At 68.5% G+C, this 18830-nt stretch carries 17 protein-coding genes; 10 read left to right on the top strand and 7 right to left on the bottom strand.

Annotation, left to right across the window (positions count from 1 at the left end; translation table 11 throughout):
* The first annotated feature begins 79 nt into the window (after positions 1–79).
* The 5 genes from GJG85_RS27175 to GJG85_RS27155 all read left to right on the top strand — a co-directional run bounded on the left by GJG85_RS27175 (position 80) and on the right by GJG85_RS27155 (position 5161).
* Positions 80–994 (top strand): NAD(P)/FAD-dependent oxidoreductase, encoded by a 915-nt coding sequence (locus tag GJG85_RS27175; RefSeq protein ID WP_050014359.1) that lies wholly within the window; start codon positions 80–82, stop codon positions 992–994.
* 126 nt (positions 995–1120) lie between these two features.
* Positions 1121–2080 carry a LysR substrate-binding domain-containing protein gene (locus GJG85_RS27170; protein ID WP_089489024.1) on the top strand — a complete coding sequence of 320 codons (960 nt, stop codon included), beginning with the start codon at positions 1121–1123 and terminating at the stop codon, positions 2078–2080.
* Positions 2081–2209: 129 nt separating this feature from the next.
* Positions 2210–3340 (top strand): DSD1 family PLP-dependent enzyme, encoded by a 1131-nt coding sequence (locus GJG85_RS27165; RefSeq protein ID WP_050014357.1) that lies wholly within the window; start codon positions 2210–2212, stop codon positions 3338–3340.
* A gap of 103 nt (positions 3341–3443) precedes the next feature.
* Entirely contained in the window at positions 3444–4415 is a 972-nt protein-coding gene (locus tag GJG85_RS27160) for an ornithine cyclodeaminase family protein (RefSeq protein ID WP_089489023.1), read from the top strand.
* 23 nt (positions 4416–4438) lie between these two features.
* Entirely contained in the window at positions 4439–5161 is a 723-nt protein-coding gene (locus GJG85_RS27155) for an HAD family hydrolase (RefSeq protein WP_124554413.1), read from the top strand.
* A gap of 59 nt (positions 5162–5220) precedes the next feature.
* Here the strand turns inward: GJG85_RS27155 and GJG85_RS27150 are convergent, their stop codons facing one another.
* Both GJG85_RS27150 and GJG85_RS27145 read right to left on the bottom strand, forming a co-directional pair.
* Positions 5221–5838 carry a glutathione S-transferase family protein gene (locus tag GJG85_RS27150; protein WP_204384057.1) on the bottom strand — a complete coding sequence of 206 codons (618 nt, stop codon included), beginning with the start codon at positions 5836–5838 and terminating at the stop codon, positions 5221–5223.
* A gap of 95 nt (positions 5839–5933) precedes the next feature.
* Complete coding sequence (locus tag GJG85_RS27145; protein ID WP_050014352.1) at positions 5934–6302, bottom strand: hypothetical protein; 369 nt, start codon at positions 6300–6302, stop codon at positions 5934–5936.
* A gap of 81 nt (positions 6303–6383) precedes the next feature.
* On the opposite strand from GJG85_RS27145, the gene GJG85_RS27140 reads away from it, so the two are divergent.
* Both GJG85_RS27140 and GJG85_RS27135 read left to right on the top strand, forming a co-directional pair.
* The gene (locus GJG85_RS27140; protein WP_050014351.1) at positions 6384–6851 is read left to right on the top strand and encodes a MarR family transcriptional regulator; all 468 of its coding nucleotides are present in this window, start codon (positions 6384–6386) and stop codon (positions 6849–6851) included.
* A gap of 149 nt (positions 6852–7000) precedes the next feature.
* Positions 7001–7762, top strand: coding sequence for an isocitrate lyase/phosphoenolpyruvate mutase family protein (locus GJG85_RS27135; RefSeq protein WP_050014349.1), 762 nt, complete (start codon positions 7001–7003; stop codon positions 7760–7762).
* 177 nt (positions 7763–7939) lie between these two features.
* Here the strand turns inward: GJG85_RS27135 and GJG85_RS27130 are convergent, their stop codons facing one another.
* A complete protein-coding gene (locus tag GJG85_RS27130; protein WP_050014347.1) occupies positions 7940–8839 on the bottom strand; it encodes a LysR family transcriptional regulator in 900 nt (299 codons plus the stop codon).
* 101 nt (positions 8840–8940) lie between these two features.
* On the opposite strand from GJG85_RS27130, the gene GJG85_RS27125 reads away from it, so the two are divergent.
* On the top strand, positions 8941–9819 hold the full coding sequence (locus GJG85_RS27125; RefSeq protein ID WP_050014346.1) for an aldo/keto reductase family oxidoreductase: 879 nt from the start codon (positions 8941–8943) through the stop codon (positions 9817–9819).
* 353 nt (positions 9820–10172) lie between these two features.
* On the opposite strand, the gene GJG85_RS27120 is transcribed toward GJG85_RS27125, so the two are convergent.
* Positions 10173–11375 (bottom strand): MFS transporter, encoded by a 1203-nt coding sequence (locus GJG85_RS27120; RefSeq protein WP_050017227.1) that lies wholly within the window; start codon positions 11373–11375, stop codon positions 10173–10175.
* A 70-nt stretch (positions 11376–11445) separates the two neighbouring features.
* Here GJG85_RS27120 and GJG85_RS27115 point away from each other — a divergent pair, with 70 nt between their 5' ends.
* On the top strand, positions 11446–12495 hold the full coding sequence (locus GJG85_RS27115; protein WP_089489021.1) for an AraC family transcriptional regulator: 1050 nt from the start codon (positions 11446–11448) through the stop codon (positions 12493–12495).
* A 37-nt stretch (positions 12496–12532) separates the two neighbouring features.
* On the opposite strand, the gene GJG85_RS27110 is transcribed toward GJG85_RS27115, so the two are convergent.
* Entirely contained in the window at positions 12533–12697 is a 165-nt protein-coding gene (locus tag GJG85_RS27110) for a hypothetical protein (RefSeq protein ID WP_012338702.1), read from the bottom strand.
* Between the two features lie 68 nt (positions 12698–12765).
* Positions 12766–14691: a DUF3857 domain-containing protein gene (locus GJG85_RS27105; protein WP_089489704.1), complete on the bottom strand. Its 1926-nt coding sequence runs from the start codon at positions 14689–14691 to the stop codon at positions 12766–12768.
* 708 nt (positions 14692–15399) lie between these two features.
* Here GJG85_RS27105 and GJG85_RS27100 point away from each other — a divergent pair.
* Positions 15400–16263: a crotonase/enoyl-CoA hydratase family protein gene (locus tag GJG85_RS27100; RefSeq protein ID WP_050017230.1), complete on the top strand. Its 864-nt coding sequence runs from the start codon at positions 15400–15402 to the stop codon at positions 16261–16263.
* A gap of 49 nt (positions 16264–16312) precedes the next feature.
* Here GJG85_RS27100 and pdeR read toward each other — a convergent pair whose 3' ends face one another.
* A complete protein-coding gene (pdeR, locus tag GJG85_RS27095) occupies positions 16313–18316 on the bottom strand; it encodes a cyclic di-GMP phosphodiesterase (RefSeq protein WP_050017231.1) in 2004 nt (667 codons plus the stop codon).
* Positions 18317–18830: the final 514 nt, after the last annotated feature.

Raw genomic sequence — 18830 nt, 5'->3', positions numbered from 1 at the left:
TGCAACTTCTCGTGTTTCATGAGTTGGCCGCCAGCGAAGCACGTCTATCCGTCACACAGATTCAGAAAGGAGTGGATGCATGGATACCCATCATGAAGTGATCGTGATCGGCGGCAGCTTTGCCGGGCTGTCGGCCGCGATGCAACTGGCGCGCGCACGCCGCCGCGTGCTCGTGATCGACGCCGGCCGGCCGCGCAACCGCTTTGCCGAGCATGCGCACGGCTTCTTCGGGCAGGACGGCAAGCCGCCCGCGCGGATCGTCGCCGAAGCGAGCGCGCAGCTTGCCGCGTATCCGACCGTGCAGCGCATCGACGGCGAAGTACGTGCGGCCGAACGCGACGCGGATGAACGCTTTCACGTGACGCTCGCCGACGGCAGCCGCGCGAGCGCCGACCGGCTGATTCTCGCGACCGGCATCCGCGACGAACTGCCCGCGCTGCCGGGGCTCGCCGAACGCTGGGGCATCAGCGTGCTGCATTGTCCGTACTGTCATGGATACGAAGTGAGCGGCCAGCGGCTCGGCGTGCTCGCCACGCATCCGCTGTCGGTCCATCAGGCGATCCTGATTCCGGACTGGGGCCCGACGACGTGGTTCACGCAGCGCGTGGTCGAAGCGAACGAGGAGGAAGCCGCGTTGCTCGCCGCGCGCGGCGTGCGCATCGAACGCTCGCCGGTCGTCGAGATCGTCGGCGACGCGCCGCGTATCGACGCGCTGCGGCTCGCCGACGGGCAGGTCGTGCCGATCGACGCGTTGTTCGTCGGCGCGCGCACCGACATGGCGAGCGACCTCGCGCAGCAGCTCGGCTGCGCGTTCGACGAAGGGCCGCTCGGCACCGCGATTCGCGTCGATGCGTGGAAGCGGACGAGCGTCGCAGGCGTGTATGCGGCCGGCGATGCGTCGAGCCTGATGACCAATGCGACGTTCGCATCGGCATCGGGCGTGGCGGCCGGCGTGGGCGTACATCGATCGCTGATTTTCGGGCTGGACGCGTAGGCGGGTGGACAGCGGGGGCGTCACGGTCGTCGATGTATCAGGCGAAGGAAGCGGGCGCCTTCCGGCCATCCTCACCGCAGCCACCCCGCGCCACGTCGATGGCTTCGCCGCGCGATCTGCGGTTTAATGCTCGATACCCTATGCATTAAGAGTCATGAAATGCTCGACCTCGACGACCTTCGACTCGTCCGCGCGATCGGCACGTCGCGCTCGCTGGCCGCGGCGGCCCGGCTGCTCGACCTCACGCCGCCCGCGGTCACGATTCGGCTGCAACGGATGGAGGCGCGCCTGAACGCGAGGCTCGCCGTGCGGCAGCCGAAAGGGATTGCGCTCACCGACGAAGGGCAGCGGCTGTACCAGGAAGCCGTCGGCATTCTCGAGCGCGTGGAGGCGCTGCCAGTCAGCATCGCGGGCGACCACGGCGACGTGCAGGGCACGCTGCGCGTCGTCGCCCCGCTCGGCTTCGGCCGCAAGTACGTCGCGCGGATCGTGCGCGACGTGCAGCGCGCGCATCCGAAGCTCGAAATCTCGCTCCATCTGTCGGAAAGCCCGTTGACCAGCGCATCGGGCGCCGACGTGGTCGTCCACGTCGGCGGCCTCAAGTCGTCTTCGTGGATCGGCTATCCGCTCGCGCCCAACGAGCGCTTCCTGTGCGCGAGCCCCGCGTATGCGCGCCGCCTCAAAGACCTGAACCATCCATCCGACCTGACGCGCTACGACTGCCTGTGCCTGCGCGAGAACGACGAAGACATCCCGCGCTGGCGCTTCTCGCCCGGCCGCGGCGTCAAGGGCGAATCGCGGCGGGCGACCGTCATCCGCGTGACCGGCGCGCTGTCGTCCAACGACGGCACCGTCATCACCGAATGGGCGCTGGCCGGGCTCGGCATCGTCGAACGCTCGGAGTGGGACGTCGCGCAGTTGCTCGCGAACGGCAAGCTCGTACGGCTGCTGCCCGGCTGGAGCCTGCCGCCCGCGCCGGTGACGGCGCTGTTGCCGTCGCGGACCGGCCGCTCCGCGCGGCAGCGGGTGTTTCTCGACGCCGCGCGGCAGTTTCTCGATCCGCCGCCGTGGCGCGGCAAAGCGTGAGCCGGGGCCGCGCTCCGCGAGAGTCGACAGATTAAATTCTGCTTAATGGCGGATTAGTCTCGCATTAAACATGATGCGGGCTAGCCGCCGTACAGTGTCCACATCGGCAACCTCGTCATCGGACGCATCGTGGACCTTCACACCCTCAACACCCCCGCCGCCTTGATCGACGTCGGCCGCATGCAGCGCAACATCGCGCGCATGCAGACGCATCTGGACGCACTCGGCGTGCGGTTCCGGCCGCACGTCAAGACCACCAAATGCCGGCACGTCGTCGACGCGCAGATCGCGGCGGGCGCGCAGGGCATCACGGTATCGACGCTCAAGGAAGCCGAGCAGTTCTTCGCGGACGGCATCCGCGACATCGTCTACGCGGTCGGCATGGTGCCCGCGAAGCTCGGCCAGGCGCTTGCGCTGCGTCGGCAAGGCTGCGACCTGAAGATCGTCGCCGACAGCCTGCCGGCCGCCCATGCGATCGCCGCGTTCGGGCGCGAGCACGGCGAACGTTTCGACGTATGGATCGAGGTCGACGTCGACGGCCACCGCTCGGGCATCCCGCCCGACGCCGATTTGCTGATCGATGTCGGCCGCGCGCTGACCGACGGCGGCATGCTGCTCGGCGGCGTGATGGCTCACGCGGGCTCCAGCTACGAATACGACACGCACGCAGCACTCGTCGCGATCGCCGAGCAGGAACGCAGCCGCACCGTGCGGGCCGCGGAGCGCCTGCGGGCCGCCGGGTTGCCGTGCCCGGTCGTGAGCATCGGGTCGACGCCCACCGCGCTGGCGGCGGAACGGCTCGACGGCGTGACCGAAGTGCGCGCCGGCGTGTACGTGATGTTCGACCTCGTGATGCACAACATCGGCGTGTGCGAGCCGTCCGACATCGCGCTGTCAGTGTTGACCACCGTCATCGGCCATCAGGAAGAGAAAGGCTGGGCGATCGTCGACGCGGGCTGGATGGCGATGAGCCGCGACCGCGGCACGCAGCGCCAGGCGCACGATTTCGGCTACGGGCAGGTCTGCACCGAAGCGGGCGACGTGCTCGGCGGCTACCTGCTGAGCGGCGCCAACCAGGAACACGGGATCGTGTCGCGAACCGGTACGCCGGATACGGGCATCGCGCAGCGGTTTCCAATCGGCACGCGGCTGCGCATCCTGCCGAATCATGCGTGCGCGACCGGCGCGCAGCATCCCGAATACCAGGCCGTCGGCGACGACGGCGCCGCGCAGACGTGGCCGCGCTTCTACGGGTGGTGAGCATCAGTCCCCGCCGCGTCATCCGCGCATTGACTATTTGTCCAAATCTGGACAAACTTTAAATACCCTGAATTCGTCTCGTGCCGACCAGGCACCCCCGACCATGCCGACCGACGCCCGCCTCCTTCTCCTCGACCGCGATGCCGTCGAGCCCGCCCTGCAAGCCGGGCAAGTGATGGCGGCCGTCCGCGAAGCCTTCGTGCTGCACAGTCAAAGGGCCGGACGCGTATTTCCGGTCGTGCGCGAGAAACTGCACACAGGCGGCGTGTTCGGCATCAAGTCGGGCGACGTCGCCGATCGGGACTTGCTCGGCTTCAAGGCGGCCGGGTTCTGGCCCGGCAATCGGGCGCGCGGCGGCGAGCCGCATCAGGCCACCGTCGCGTTGTTCGATCCGGCGACCGGCCGGCCGCTGTGCATCATGGACGGCAACGCGATCACCACCGCGCGAACCGGCGCCGCGGGCGGCCTCGGGCTGCAACAGCTCGCGCGTCGCGACAGCACGCGGCTCTGCGTGTTCGGCACCGGCGTGCAGGCGCGCGTGCAGCTCGACTACGCGCTCGCGCTGCTGCCGCAGCGATGCACGGTGCAGTACGTGACCGTCAACGGCGAGCCGGATCCGGCGTTCGAAACGCACTTCGTCGAACGGTGCACGATCGGCGTGGCGCGCGACCGGAACGATGCGGTCGCCCATAGCGACGTGGTGATCACAGCCACGCCCGGCGGCGGCGCGTTGTTCGACGCGGATGCGGTTCAGCCGGGCACCCACCTGACCTGCGTGGGCGCCGATACCGCGGGCAAGCGCGAACTACCGGCCGGCGTGCTGGAACGCGCGCGCATCGTCGTCGACGATCACGATCAGGCGCGCACCATCGGCGAGTGCCAGTGGGCGCCGGATTTGCCGCGCACGGAAATCGGTGACATCCTCGCGGGTGCGGCATCGGTCGATCGTGCCGCGCACGAGATCACCGTCTTCGACATGACGGGGCTCGCGCTGCAGGACCTGACCGTCGCGCGCTTCCTCTATCGACACGCGCTCGACAACGGCACCGGAACCGCCGTTCCGTGGCCCTGGTAAACGACTTCCCGCTTTCAACCGCCATGCGTCTCGCCAAAGTTTCCGCCGTCTCGTTCGACCTCGACGACACCCTGTGGCCGTTCGGGCCGTCCGTCGTACGGGCCGAGGCGACGCTTCGCGCATGGTTGATCGAGCACGCGCCGAATACCGAGCGCGTGCTGCCGACGCAACAAACACTCGCAGCGCTACGTGAGGAATACGAACGGTTGCGCCCCGATCTCGCGAGCGACTATCGCGCGATGCGAATCGGGTCGATCCGGCTTGCGCTGGAGCGCGCGAACGAAGATGTCTCGCTGACCGAGCGCGCTTACGACGTCTTCTATGCGGCGCGCAATCGCGTCGAGTTCTACGAAGACGCGCTGCCGGCGCTCGCGTGGTTGAGCGCGCGCTTTCCGTTGATCGCGGTCACCAACGGTAACGCCGACCTTCGGCTCACGGGCGGCGGCGAATTCTTCCGCACGACGCTCAGCGCGCGTGCATTCGGCTTCGCCAAGCCGGAACCCGAGATCTTCCATGCGGCGGCGGACGCACTCGGCGTGCGGCCGGCCGAATTGCTGCATGTCGGCGACGACTTCCACCTCGATATCGTCGGCGCGGTGAATGCGGGGCTTCAGGCCGCGTGGATCGTGCGCGAGCCTTCGGCTGAAGAAGAACCGACGCCCCCGCATGCGGTAACGCCGCATCTCAGGTTGAGCGATCTGGCGATGCTGTGCCGTGCGCTGGGTGCGCCCGATACGGTTTCGTGATCGCGGGCGGGCGCGGCGCGTCATGCCCACGCCGCGCATGGCCCGCCCGCGTTTCACCTTCACGCCGCCTTCCTCGCCTCCGCGATCCGCTGCGGCGCCTTCGGCCGCGCATACAGCCGTTCCAGATACGCGCGCAGTTGCGGGAACGGTTCGATCAAATGGCATTCGCTTGCCCAGTCGATCAGGTACGCCGTCACGCAATCGGCCACCGTCAGCGTATCGCCGACGATGAACTCGCGCCCCTCGAGATGCGTGTCGAGAATCGCGGCCATCGTCGCGAAATCCTCGCGCGCCAGTTCGATATCGGCCGGCGAGCGCTTCTCCGGCGGATAGAGGAACGTGTGCCGCGTGATGCGCCACAGCGGCTGCTCAAGCTCCGTCACCGCGAACATGACCCACCGATAGGCTTGCGCCCGCAACGCCGGATCGACGGGCAGCAGCGCCTTCTCCGGGTACTTGTCCGCGAGATACAGCACGATCGCGGCCGATTCGGGAATCACGAGGTCGCCGTCCACCAGCACGGGCACCTTGCCGGCCGGATTGAGGCGCAGGAATTCGGGCCGCTTGTGCTCGCCCTCGAGCAGGTTGACCGACACGAATTCGAAATCCGCATCCAGTTCCTTCAGCCCCCACAGCGCGCGCTGCGAGCGCGTGCCGGCAAATCCGTGAAGCTTCATCGCCAGTCTCCATCCATGAATGTCGGGAAAATGTCTGCATGCCGGGCACGACGGATCGAACGAAGCGACGCGCGTCGCGCGGCATCACGCGTCGCTCACGCGCCGGGAATCGCCAGCACCGGCATCACGTCGACCGACACGCCCGGGAACAGCGTGAAATGCGGATGACCTTCGAACAGCGCGGCGGCCGCGTCGTGCGACGCCGCCCGCACGACGGTGAAGCCGGTCAACGCATTGGTCGTGTCGCGGATGCCGGCCGCGTCGATGTTCTTGGTCTTGCCGAGCGGCCCGCCCAGCTCGACGATCGCGTCGCGATGCCGGTCGACCCACGCATGCCATGCGGCGATGCCGTCGCGCTCGCGCGTGCGCCGCTCGTCCTCCGGCAGCGCGAGCCATGCCTTCATCGCCGGGCTATCCTGGCTCCCGAGAAATACGGCGAGATACAACTGTGGTTGCGCACTCATGCCTGCTCCTCCGATGACGGACGCGGCGGGTTGCCGCGCCTCGACCTTGACAAGATAGGTTGATATCAACACAATTGCAACATGGCACGAAAAGAAAAGCTTCCCTTCGAAACGACGCTGATGGTGCGCGATTGCTGCCTGTGTTTGCACATGCAGCGCGCGGCGCGCAATCTCGCGCGTATCTTCGACGACGTGCTGCGCCCGCTCGACCTCACCAACGGCCAGTTTTCGCTGCTGATGTCGTTGAACCGGCCGCAACCGGCGCCGATGAAATCGGTCGCGTCGCTGCTCGCGATGGACCGCACCACGCTCACCGCCGCGCTCAAGCCGCTCGAGCGGCGCGGCCTCGTCACGATCGTCCAGGATCCCGACGATGGACGCAGCCGCCTGCTCTCGCTGACGCCGGCCGGGCACGACCTGCTGGCCGAAGCGTTCCCGCTGTGGCAACAGGCGCACGCCGAGATCGAGCGGCCGTTCGCGCCGGGCGAAGTCGACCAGTTGCGCGGCCAGCTGCGCGCGCTATCGGTCGATCCGGGCTCGCGCGACTGAACGGCGCTCGGATCGCGCCGCGGCGGTCGCGCGCACTTCCTGTCACGCGCTGTCAGCAGACATTGCGCACGCCGGTCGCACCGCCCGATTCGGTGGCAATATCGCTCGGCACGACAATCAGTCCGGTATCCATCCATCAGGAGACGAGTATGGGCAACAACGAGAAAGGCGCGATTTTCCGGTCGCTTCACCGCGCGGGCCAGCCGCTCGCGCTGTTCAACGTGTGGGATGCCGGCAGTGCGCGCACGGCGGCCGACGCGGGCGCCGTCGCATTGGCCACCGGCAGTTGGTCGGTCGCGGCGGCCAACGGTTTCGCCGATGGCGAGCAGATGCCGCGCGCACTGATGATGGACGTGCTGGAGCGGATCGTGCGCGCGACGGACCTGCCCGTCACCGTCGATCTCGAAAGCGGGTACGGCGAACGGCCGGAGGATGTCGGCGACACGATCATGCTGAGCATCCAGGCCGGCGCGATCGGCTGCAACCTCGAAGACAGTTTTCCGGCCACGGGCGAACTGCGCGACGTCGACGAAGCGGCGGCCCGCGTCGCGGCAGCCCGGCAGGCGGCCGATCGCGCGGGCGCCGACTACTTCATCAACGCGCGCACCGACGTGTTCTTCACGGCGGCGGCCGATACGCACGACGAACGCTTGCTCGACGCGACGCTGGCGCGCGCCCGCGCGTATGCGGCCGCCGGCGCCGACGGCCTGTTCGTGCCGGGCCTGCGCTCGCCGGCGCTGATTCGCGCACTGACGGCCGCGTCGCCGCTGCCGGTGAACGTGATGCGCGTGTCGGAAACGCCGACGATCGCGGAACTCGCCGAGTACGGCGTGGCGCGCATCAGCCACGGGCCGTATCCGTATCTGCAGGCGATGAAAGCGCTGGCGGCGCTGGTCAAGCAAGGCGGGTAACGGCTTCACGGGGCGGCGGGTGCCTGCTGCCCATCAAACGACGACCTTCCGTGTCATCGGCGCCCGCTTCCGCGCTTCGGTTGTCGCGCGTTTGCCGCAGCGCGTGGGTCGGCCGCATGAGCGACGACGACGCGCGGCGCCTGCTCGACGCACACGCCCCGGCGCGCTGATCGGCGCTCAGGATGCCTTGATGAAATCGATGAACGCGCGTAGCGCCGGCGGCACGAGCCGCCGCCCCGGGTAATACAGAAAAGGCCCCGAGAACGGCCGCCACCACGGTTCGAGCACAGGTTCGAGCGCGCCGCTGTCGACATGCGGGCGCAGCCAGTCTTCGAACAGATGCACGATGCCGGTACCGGCGATCGCCGCATCGACCATCAACTCCGTCGCCCCGCCGATCTGGACCAGCAACGGCCCCGCGGCCGGCTCGACCCGCACGACCTCGCCGTCGCGCTCGAACTCCCACGGCGGCATCGCGCCGCTGGCGAAACGCCCGCGCAGGCACCGATGGTCGAGCAGGTCGCGCGGATGTTGCGGCCGGCCGTGCCGGTCGAGATAGCCGGGCGCCGCCGCGGTCGCGAACCGCTGGATGCGCGGGCCGATCGGCACCGCGATCATGTCCTGTTCGAGCCGTTCGTCGTAGCGGATGCCCGCGTCGCATCCGGCCGCCAGCACGTCGACGAAACTTTCGTCGGCCGTCACTTCCAGCCGGATGTCCGGATACGCATCGAGAAAGCGCGGCACGATCGCCGGCAACACGAGCCGCGATGCGCTGACCGGCACGTTGAGCTTCAGCGTGCCGGCTGGTCGGCCGCGGAACTCGTCGATACCGTCGAGCGCCGCCGCCACTTCGGTCAGCGCCGGCCCGAGGCGCGCGAGCAGGCGCTCGCCGGCTTCGGTGGGCACGACGCTGCGCGTCGTGCGATGCAGCAGCCGCACACCGAGCCGCGCTTCCAGCCGGCGCACGGCCTCGCTCAGCCCCGACGCGCTGAGGCCCGTCACGCGTGCGGCGTCGCGGAAGCCGCTCGCGCGTGCGACGGCCATGAATGCGTTCAGATCGCCGAGATCGGTTTGCATTGTTCGCCTTTTCGTACAACCCGTGCGAATTATGCCCGCTTATCGCGCAGCCGACTCGTCCTTATGCTGAACGCATTCATCTCTTCGACAGGAGCAAGGTCATGCCCGATATTCGCCACACCGCCACCTTCAGGCTCGGCGATCGCCACGTCAAACGGATCGGCTACGGCGCGATGCAGCTGGCGGGCCCCGGTGTATTCGGCCCGCCGAAAGATCGCGAGGCCGCATTGAACGTGTTGCGCGAAGCCGTGGAATCCGGCGTCGACCATCTCGACACCAGCGACTTCTACGGCCCGCATGTCACGAACCAGTTGATTCGCGACGCATTGCATCCGTACCGCGACGATCTCGTGATCGTCACCAAGATCGGTGCGCGGCGCGGCGACGACGCATCGTGGCTGCCCGCCTTCGCGCCCGACGAACTCGAACGGGCCGTGCACGACAACCTGCGCAACCTGGGGCTCGACGTGCTCGACGTCGTCAACCTGCGCATCATGTTCGACACGCACGGGCCGGCCGAAGGATCGATCGAAGCGCCGCTGACCACGCTCGCCGAGCTGCAGCGGCGCGGGCTCGTCCGGCACATCGGCCTGAGCAACGTCACGCCCGCACAGGTCGCGCAAGGCCGGCGGATCTGCGACATCGTCTGCGTGCAGAACCACTACAACATCGCGCATCGCGGCGACGATGCGCTGATCGACGCGCTGGCCCGTGACGGCATCGCGTACGTGCCGTACTTTCCGCTCGGCGGCTTCTCGCCGCTGCAGTCGTCGACGCTGTCCGGCGTCGCGGCCCGGATCGGCGCGACGCCGATGCAGGTCGCGCTCGCGTGGCTGCTGCGCCGCGCGCCGAATCTTCTGCTGATTCCCGGCACGTCGTCGGTCGCGCATCTGCGCGAGAATCTCGCGGCGGCCGATCTCGATCTGCCGGCCGACGCGCTCGCGGCACTCGACCGCATCGCGGACGCCGGCGCGGCCTGACGTGCGGCCGATCGCCCGGTAGCCCGTGCGACACGAGCCGCCGGGCCGCTAGGGCGTGTTCACGCTAATAACGGGTTTGCGCTGGCCCCCAGAAGGGCCGAGCGCGAGGATTGCGACGAAGCGAATACTCGACGTATTCGCGAGGAGCATGACGCGGCGATCGGCCCTTCTGGGGGCCAGCCCCGCGAATGAATTTTTCCAAACAGGGGAACGTGCCTTTCCGCCCACATTGCGGCGTCGTGCGTCGCTTGTTTGGCACGGCCAAACGGCGCTCCTTACTCCTTGCACTGCGGGCGGAAAGGCACGTTCGCAAACCCGTTATTAGCGTGAACACGCCCTAGGCCGCCAGACGGTCAGGACGCGACCACGCCGACCCGCTTCGGCACGCCGGTCACGATCGTCGCGACCGCCACCGCGAGCACGATCGCCGCGCCGACGAACACGCCTGCCGCGCCGTTCGCGTCGAACACGACGCCGCCGACGGCCGCGCCCGTCGCGATCGCAAGCTGGATCGCCGCGACGATCAACCCGCCCGCGCTCTCGGCTTCGTCGGGCACGGTGCGCGTCACCCACGTCGACCATGCGACCGGCACGCCGCCGAACGCCATCCCCCACAACGCGACCAATACCGCGTCGATCATCGGCGCGCGGCCGAGCACGACGAGCGCGATGCCGAGCACGACCATCAACGCGGGCATGCCGATCAGCATCGGCCGCAGCCGGTGTTCGAGCACGCGGCCCGCGAGCGACGTGCCGACGAAGTTCGCGATGCCGTAGCCGAGCAGGATCGCCGACAGTCCGTTCACGCCGACGCCCGCCACCTGTTCGAGGAACGGCCGCAGATACGTGAAGAACGCGAAATGCCCGGTGAACACGAGGATCGTCGCGAACATCCCGAGGCCGACGGTCGGCCGGCGCAGCACGTCGATCAGCGTGCGCAGTCGCGTCGTGCCGCTCGGCGGCATCGACGGCAGCGTGAGGATCTGCGACACGAACGCGATGCCGCCGATCACGGCCGCGATCAGGAACACGTTGCGCCAGCCGATCAGGTGGCCGAAGTAGCTGCCCATCGGCGCGGACGCGATCGTCGCGACCGCCACGCCGCTGAACATGATCGACAGCGCGCGCGGCACCATCGCCGTCGGCACGAGCCGCATCGCGGTGGCGGTCGCCATCGTCCAGAAGCCGCCGAGCGCGATGCCGAGCACGACGCGGCCGAACAGCAGCACGCCCAGGTTCGGCGCGAACGCGACGGCGAGGTTCGATGCGACGAGCAGCACCGAGAACACGAGCAGCACGCGCCGCCGGTCGATCGTGCGCGTGAGCGCCGAGATCAGCAGGCTCGTGACGAGCGCGACCGTGGCCGTGGCCGTGACGGCTTGCCCGGCCACGCCTTCGGTCACGCCGAGGCTGTCGGCCATCGGCGTCAGCAGGCTCGCCGGCAGGAATTCGGCCGTGACGAGCCCGAACACGCCGAGCGCCATCGCGAATACCGCGCCCCAGGCCGGTTCGCGGGGGGCCGCCGTCGAGGCGGCCGAGGAGATTCCGGGATTCATGCGGGATTCCGTGTCGGTTAGGGAAAATACTGATGAGGGCGTATCGTAAGGAACAGCGGCAGGACGGTCTATGACATACAATCCGTTGTTATTGATCGTTCGTCCGAATCTCGCCATGTCCGAGCCCCTGCTTCCCCCGATCCCCGACGCGCACGACCTCGTCAGCGAGTTGCTGCTGGGGATGCGCCTGAGCGGCGTCCAGTACCGCCGCATCCAGGTCGCGCGGCCGTTCGGGCTGAATTTCGGCCATGCGCCGGGCCGCGCGCAGTTTCATTTCGTGGTGCGCGGGCCGGTGCTGCTGCGCGACGCGTCGGGTGAGACGATGCGGCTCGAGGCCGGCGACGCGATCCTGTTGCCGCACGGCGGCATGCACGCGCTGGTATCCGATCCGGATGTGCCATGCCGCGAGATCAACGGCTTCGAGATCGCGAAGATCTGCGATACGGTCGCGTCGGTGGCGTCGGCCGGCGTGTCGCCCGCGACCTGCGCGACGACGGAGCCGGGCGCCGGCGATGCGCTGATCTTCAGCGCGTGCATGGAACTCGACCTCGGCGGCATGCAGCCGCTGGTCGGCACGATGCCCGCGTTCATGCACGTGGGCACGCTGCTCGCGCGCTACCCGGAGATCCGTCCGATGCTCGACGCGATGGAGCGCGAAGCGTGCACGGCGCGCGCGGGCTTCGCGGGCATCCTCGCGCGGCTCGCGGACGTGGTCGCCGCGTTCATCGTGCGCGGCTGGGTCGAGTGCGGATGCGGCGACGCGACCGGCTGGGTGCAGGCGCTGCGCGAGCCGAAGCTCGGCCGCGCGATCGTCGCGCTGCATCGCGACCCGGGCCGCAACTGGAGCGTCGCGGAGCTCGCGACCGAAGCGGGCGTGTCGCGCTCGGTGTTCGCCGAGCGCTTCCTCGCGGCGACCGGGATGACGCCCGTGCGCTACCTGACCGAACTGCGGATGCGGCTCGCCGCGCAGTGGATCGCACGCGACCGCGAGACGATCGAAGCGGTCGCGTACCGGCTCGGCTACGGTTCGCTCGCCGCGTTCAGCCGCGCGTTCAAGCGCGTGGTCGGCAAGCCGCCGGGCGCCGTGCGCGCGGACGGCGACGTGCGCGCCGAAGCGTAACGCCCGGCGCGCGGCGTCGGCGCCGGGCCGCCCTGCATCACTTCAACGCGTCGAGCCGGTCGACCAGCGCCGTCGCGCACTGCACGGCGAGCGCCGCGCACTGCTCCACATCGACTGCCGCGCCGGTCGCGACCGTGCCCTGCACGATCCTGCCCAGCAATTCCTTCGAGAGTTCGGCGATCTCGTGATCCCGTTCCGTCATGATGTCCTCCTGCGCGTCGGCGATTCCGGTGATTCGCCCGTTCGGAGCGAATGCCGTGCCCGCGCCGTTCAACGCGGCTTCGCCCGCACGACGATCTGCGCCTGCGTGTCGCGCTCGATGCGCTCGAGCGACGCGCGCAGCGCCGCGAACTCGTCCGGCGTGCATACCTGACGGCCGAAATCCGCGCTCATCCGCCGCGTGACCTGCACGACGCGCGCGGCCGCATCGAACACGTAATGCGACGTGAAATCGACGAAGCGGTCGTGCACGGCCGCATCGGCCGGCAGGTCGGTCACGACCACGCCCGCCGGCAGCACGATCTGGCCAGTCTCGTCGAACGTGCCGCCGACGCAGCCCCACGGCTGCGTGCGCACGGGCTCGGCCAGCCAGGTTTCGACCTGCGTCGCGATACCGCCCGTCAGGCTCGACAGCGCGGGCAACGCGGTCGTGCCGTCCGGCCACACGAAATGATCGAGCGTGCCGGCGATCGTCACATCGAACGGCCCGTCGGTCGCGCGCCGGTCGCTGGTCGACAGTTGCGCGCGGCCGCGCAGGCTGCTTTGCCGCAAACGCTCGTTCGCCAGTTGCGCGAGGCGGTCGCGCGACGCGCGGCGAAACAGGTTGCGTTCGAGTTCGGCGGTCCAGCCGTCATCCTGCACATAAGCCTGAACACGCGCGGCGCCCGGCTGCGCGGCATCGATCGCGATTCGCGCGGTGCGGCCGCGCGGCTGCGTGGCCGGCGTGCGCGACAGCACGCCGGTATCGACGAGCAGCGCCGGGCGGTCCATCACGATCGGCGGCAGGTAGCCGAACGCGATGCCAGCCGTCGTCGTATCCGCGTAGAGCCGGAGATCGGGCAGCCACGTAATCGCATGGTTGATCGCGCCGCCGCCGTAGCCGGGCACCGACGGCAGCGTGTACACGGCGCCGAGATTGATCAGCACCGGTTCGCTGCGAATGCCGACCGCCGCGAGCAACGCGCCGAACAGCGCGACGTGATCCTTGCAGTCGCCGTAGCGGTTGCGCAGGATGTCGGTCACGCGATGCGGCGCGGCGGCCGTTTCGCCGAGAAACAGCCCGACGTAGCGCACGTTCGCCTGCACCCAGTCGTACAGGATGCGCGCCCTGTCGCGCGGATCGACGGCATTCGCGGTGAGCGCGCGCGCCAGTTGCACGACGGCCGGATCGTTCGCGCTCGGGTCGACGGCCGCGTTGCGGTAGCGTGCGGCGAACGCCGCGTAGTCGGGCAGCGTCGACACGACGAGCCGGTCGCCGTAGGTCGGATAGCCGACCGCGCCGCTCTCGATGCGGTCGTACGCGCCGTGCCGGTAGTCGAATTCGTAGCGCGTGCGGCCGTTCGCCGTGACGGGCGGCAGCGCGACGTAGCCCCGCGCATCCGCATACAGCGGCATGTCGGCCGGCAGGTCGAAGATCAGCCGCTGGCTGTCGACCGGCTCGCGCGACGGCTCGACGGTGTAGCCGAAATAGCCGCGATTGACCGGCTTCGTGCGGGTCTTGCGGAACGCGACGCGCGTGCTCGACCCGGCCTCGACGCCGGGAAACACGACGGTGCGCAGCAGCCCGTCCTGGAACGTCGGCGCGCCGGCCGAGCGCGGCTCCTGCACGTCGCGGATGCCGTCCGCACCGACCGGATGCGCGACGCCGTCGCGGTCGATCGTCTCGGCCGCGACCAGCTCGACCTTCTCGAGATTCCTGTCGAACCACACGTAGCGCTGCGCGACCGCGTCGATGCCGTTCGCGTCGTTCGCGCGCAGCGTCGAATCGTCGTGCTCGTCGAGCGAACCGTCGTGCTGGATCACGAACTCGTGGACGTCGCTGACGAGCGTGACGGGCGCCGCATCGGCTGCCGCGCGCGCGTCGCTCATGTCGCCCATGCCGCCCGTGTCGCGCATATCGGCCACGGCCGTACCCGCGCCGAGCGCCACGGCGCACGCGAACAGGCAGCCGGTCCATCGGGAAGGAAAACGCACCACGTCGAAGTTCTCCGCGCGTTCGTTGCCGGACGCCAGCGCCGCGCGCCGGTGCGGCAGCCGTGCCTGCATGACGCGCACATGACGGCCGCCCGCGCCACCCGCGCGCGTGGCCGTCGTGCGGCCCAGTGTGGGCGCCGTGCCGGCGAGCGTCAAGCCGCGCCGTCGGGAAGGAAACGTGATGCCGAGCGACGGCGCTTTCGAGATCCGTTGACCGCGTGATTGCGTTCGCGTCGCGGGCGGCGTGATCGGCTTCGGCATCTTGCCGACGGCGCGGCATCTCGAGCGGCGGCGTCCGAAACCGATCGACACCGCGCGGCCATGTGCGCCGCGCGATCTCTCACGCTCGCGGCGAGACGAGCCGCCCCAACGCCGGTCGCCCGACCCGCCACGGCCGATCGGCGTCCCGACGCGCTTTCCGGCGCGTAAGCGACCGGCGACGCCGGCCGCGTCATCGCCGCCGCGCCCGCTCCGCGCCAGCCCCCTCCGCCCCGCCGACGTCGGCCCCTCGTTCCGCCGTCCGTCGTCCCCGCCGCTTCGCCCGAACGCGATCCGCACCGGCGTCCCGGTCGTGCGTTTTTCCCCGCAATTCGACATTTGTGCGCGCGCAACAATGGCGATGCCTCGCGCCGGGCGCCATGCAGGCGACCCGATTCCCGCATGGCGCCTGGCGCGGCGCGCTTTAAAAACCACATCTCACGAGGACATACCATGCAACTCCAATCTCATCCGGCATGCCGCCCGTTTTACGAAGCCGGCGAACTCTCGCAACTGACCGCCTTCTACGAAGAAGGCCGCAATGTCATGTGGATGATGCTGCGATCGGAGCCGCGGCCGTGTTTCAACCAGCAACTCGTCACCGACATCATCCATCTCGCGCGCGTCGCACGCGACTCGGGCCTCACGTTCGACTTCTGGGTGACGGGCTCGCTCGTCCCCGAGCTGTTCAACGTCGGCGGCGACCTGAGCTTCTTCGTCGACGCGATCCGCAGCGGCCGGCGCGATCAACTGATGGCCTACGCGCGCTCGTGCATCGACGGCGTGTACGAGATCTACACCGGCTTCGGCACCGGCGCGATCTCGATCGCGATGGTCGAGGGCAGCGCGCTCGGCGGCGGCTTCGAGGCCGCGCTCGCGCATCACTACGTGCTCGCGCAGAAGGGCGTGAAACTCGGGTTCCCCGAGATCGCGTTCAACCTGTTCCCGGGCATGGGCGGCTATTCGCTGGTCGCGCGCAAGGCGAACCGCGGCCTCGCGGAATCGCTGATCGCGACCGGCGAAGCGCATGCGGCCGAGTGGTACGAAGATCAGGGGCTGATCGACGAGACGTTCGAAGCAGGTGATGCGTATCTGGCGACGCGCACCTTCATCGACGTGGCGAAGCCGAAGCTGAACGGCATCCGCGCGATGCTGCGCGCCCGCGATCGCGTGTTCCAGCTGTCGCGCTCGGAGCTGATGGACATCACGGAAGCGTGGGTGCATGCGGCGTTCACGATCGAGCCGAAGGACCTCGCGTACATGGAACGCCTGGTGATGCTGCAGAACCGGCGCGTGTCGAAGTTGCGCACGGTGTAATGCGACGGGCGCCGCCGACGGCCGGCGGCGCCTTTTTCCGGAACGACGCTCAGGCGATCAGCCTGAGCTTTCTCGTCTCCGCGAGCCACGCCTCGAACGCCTGCGCCGGCATCGGCCGCGCGTAGTAGTAGCCCTGCGCGTGATCGACGTCGAGCTGCTTGAGGAATTCGGCTTCCGCATGCGTTTCGACGCCTTCGGCGACCACCGCGAAATTCAGCGCCTTCGCGAGCGACACGACCGAGTGCACCAGCGCCTGCGAGCGCGGGTTGCGGTCGATGGCCGTGATGAAGGTGCGATCGAGCTTGATCGCGTCGAGCGGCAGACGCGACAACTGCGACAGCGACGAATAGCCGGTGCCGAAATCGTCGAGATGGATCTCCGCGCCGAGCTGGCGGAACTGCCGCATCAGCCCGATGGCCGCCTCCTCGTCCTCGATGAAGCAGCTCTCGGTCAGCTCGATGTCGAGCAGGCCGGGCTTCAGCCCCGCGCCATCGAGAATCGACGCGAACTGATGGACGATGTTCATGTCCTGCAACTGCCGAGCGGACACGTTCACCGCGATCCGGATGCCGAGCCCCTTCGCTTTCCACGCGGCGGCCTGCGCGGCCGCGGTGCGCATCACCCAGCGCCCGAGCGGCGCGATCAGCCCCGACTCTTCCGCGAAACGGATGAACTCGATCGGCGCGACGAGCCCGCGATCGGGCGACTGCCAGCGGATCAGCGCCTCGACGCCGTGCACGTCGCCCGTCGCGATATCGACGACCGGCTGGTAGTACAGCACGAACTGCTCTTCCTCGAGCGCCTTGCGCAGGTTCGTGTCGAGCCACATGTACTTCGCGACCTTCTGGTTCATCTCGAGCGAGAACACGCGATACGTATGCTTGCCTTCCTCCTTCGCGACGTACATCGCGGTGTCGGCGCAGCGGATCAGCGTCTCGAGCGAATCGCCGTGCTGCGGGTACATCGCGATGCCGATCGAGCAGCTCGTGTAGACCTCCATCAGCCCGAGATGGATCGGCGTGCGCAGCCGTTCGAGGATGATCTGCGCGGTCGCTTCGAGCAGCGGGCGCGTGCCGTGTTCGAACAGCACGAGGAATTCGTCGCCGCCGAGCCGCGCGAGCGTCGCGCCCGACGGCAGGCAGCCGTTGATGATCGCCGACACGTCCTGCAGCAGGCGGTCGCCGGTGATGTGCCCGTAGTGATCGTTGACGCGCTTGAAGTTGTCGAGATCGAGGAACAGGATGCCGACCTGGCCGCGCGTATTGGCGTCCTCCTGCGCGATCGCCGCGTGGATGCGCTCGCTGATCGCATGGCGGTTCGGCAACCCGGTGAGCACGTCGGTGTTCGCGAGTTCGGTGAGCCGCTGCTGCGCGTTGCGCTCCTCGGTGATGTCGATGCCCGAGCAGATCAGGAACTGCTCTTCGACGCCGCTGCCGCTCTGCACGAACTTGTTGCGGAACTGAAACAGGCGCGGCCCGTTGACCGTATTGATGTAGCGCTCGACCGCGAACGACTGGTTGCTCGCGAAGAAGCCCGTGATGTTGGTGCGCGACTGCGCGCCCTGCTCCGGGCTCATGAACAGCTCGAACGCGCTGCGGCCGATCACGTCGACCTCGCGCTTGCCGGTCACTTCCTCGCACAGGCGGTTGAAGCGCTGCACCATCCCGTTGCGATCGAGGATCACGACGAGCGAATTCACTTCCGACACGACCTGCTCGGCGAACGCGAGCCCGTGCGACAGGTCGCCGGCGACGGACTCGGTATCGGAATAGGCGGACGCCGTGCCGGCCCAGTCGACCGTATTGACCTTCCTGCCGACGAGGTGGAGGCTGACCGTGCTGCCGAACAGCACGATGTCGAGCACGAGGTGCGACGTGACGCCGGTCAGCGCGCGGATGCGCCCGGCCTGTTCGACCGTCAGCGCGACCGCGACGTTGGTCAGCCCGCGGACCGCGGCCAGTTCGAGTGCATTGCTGTCGCTGCCGAGACGCCAGCAGGGGCTGCGCGTACCGACGTGCGCCTCGAGCACCGCGCTATCGTTTTCGTCATCCATGGACACGCCCCGATCCAAAAAAAACGCACAGTGTAGACGGAGGCGAGTGACCCCACCGCCTTCCCGGGCCGCGACGCACGTGCCCCGCAGGGCGGCCGTGATTGCCGTGACAGCGGCCTCGTCCCGTACTTGTTTGCAGCTGATGCGACCGGCGTTCGCGCGTGATGCGCGCAGGTTCTGCCTTACGGAATGATGAGAGCCATCTTATCAAATGACAATGAAGATTTGCACTCACATTTAGAGAAGTGTGTCAAGGAATCGGGACTCGATTGGCAGACCGGAGTTTTCATGATTGGCGGCTGGCGAATGCGCGCACGGGGCGGTGCGCATCGGGAGCGGCGTGCCAGGCCCCAAAGCCCCGCCGGGCGGGCGTTCGGGGCCGGTCCATCGATATGGGGCCTGATCTTTCGGGAGCCTGTGGCGGCAGGGTCGAATCGGATCCCGTGATCCGCAGTTTCCCGTGTTTTTTGATTCCGTTCGTGCGCGAATACGCGGCTTTATTCCACAGTTCGTT

Source organism: Burkholderia sp. MS389, assembly GCF_016899425.1.
GTDB classification, from domain to species: domain Bacteria; phylum Pseudomonadota; class Gammaproteobacteria; order Burkholderiales; family Burkholderiaceae; genus Burkholderia; species Burkholderia sola.
Note: the sequence above shows the minus strand (reverse complement) of the source record. Positions and strands in the feature narration are given on the sequence as shown.